Annotated in this window: 1 pseudogene; it reads left to right on the top strand. The window is 48.9% G+C overall.

Annotated features, from left to right (window positions below):
- A pseudogene (locus ETC02_RS18655) lies at positions 1 to 656 on the top strand (IS66-like element ISGst1 family transposase); the annotation flags it as partial.

Here is a 656-nt window from a genome sequence, read left to right as displayed (position 1 = left end):
TGCATGTCGCGTGTACATCGAGATATACATACTTGGCTCCTCACGCTTCTCGTGGAAAAAAAGCGACCGATGATATCGGGATTCTTCCCCGATATGAAGGGACGATGATGCACGATGCGTTCGGTACATATCCGAAATACACACATGCCACCCATGCCCTTTGTCATGCCCACCATTTGCGTGAGTTAAAAGGATTCATCGAACAGGGGCATACGTGGGCGATGCGCATGACCACGTTTCTGTTAGCCGCCAAGCAAGCCGTCGAAGCCCATCACGGTGCACTTTCCGAAGAAGAAGCGAGACGGTGGGAACGAGTGTATGATCGCATCCTAGAAAGAGCACAACACCGATTAGAAACGATGACGCCTCTTCCGAAAAAAGCACTCGCTTTTGTTCGACGCCTTCAAAAACGAAAGGAAGAAGCGCTGCGTTTCTTACGTGAAGTACATGTTCCCTTTGATAACAACCAAGCCGAACGCGATCTTCGCATGGTCAAAGTCAAAGAGAACATTTCGGGTACGTTTCGCGAAGAAACATTCGCGCAGTCGTTTTGCATCGCAAGAAGCATCGTTTCCACACTGACGAAACACGAAAAAAACGTGTGGGATTCGTTATGTCTTCTGTTGGCAGGCGAAACGATCGATCGAGTTCTTTCC

This window comes from Geobacillus sp. DSP4a, from assembly GCF_013096875.1.
In the GTDB taxonomy this organism is placed as follows: domain Bacteria; phylum Bacillota; class Bacilli; order Bacillales; family Anoxybacillaceae; genus Geobacillus; species Geobacillus thermophilus.
This window is presented reverse-complemented; position numbering and strand designations above follow the sequence as displayed.